This window comes from Pseudomonas sp. KB_15 (assembly GCF_052114525.1).
In the GTDB taxonomy this organism is placed as follows: domain Bacteria; phylum Pseudomonadota; class Gammaproteobacteria; order Pseudomonadales; family Pseudomonadaceae; genus Aquipseudomonas.
In genome coordinates, this window is record NZ_JBFREX010000231.1 from 1 (window position 1) to 435 (window position 435).

A 435-nucleotide genomic window follows, 5' to 3' on the forward strand; every position below is an offset into this window, starting at 1 on the left:
CCTTGTCCACCAGCTGGCGCTTGCGCCGGCTCTGCCCGCTGCGGCGGTCGTTGCCGACATCGGTGGGCCGTTCGCGGTAGAGCCGGATCTCCATGTCGATGGACTGCGGCAGCCCGCGCGCGGCCTCGGCCCGCACCAGCCGGCCTGCGTGCACGTCGTCCCGCACCGCGCTCTCGGGCAGGAAAGCCATGCCGTGGCCGGCCAGCGCCATGACCTTGAGCGCCTCGGCCATATCGGTCTCGTAGCATTTGTCGAGCTTGAGGATGTCCGGCGACTCGGACAGCAGCATGTCCACCATCCGTCCCAGGAACGCATTGGGCGTGTAGCTGAGGAACGGCACCGGCTTCTTGTCGCTGCCGGGCAGCCGGAACACGGGCCGGCCAGTGCTGTCGGGCACGCTGTAGGGCGACAGCCGCTSGGTGCCGAGCACGAGCA

1 protein-coding gene is annotated in these 435 nt (G+C 69.6%); it reads right to left on the minus strand.

The features are described from left to right. Window positions 1–435: LysR substrate-binding domain-containing protein (locus AB4Z35_RS30630; protein WP_442101246.1), on the minus strand; the 435-nt coding region annotated here is incomplete at both ends.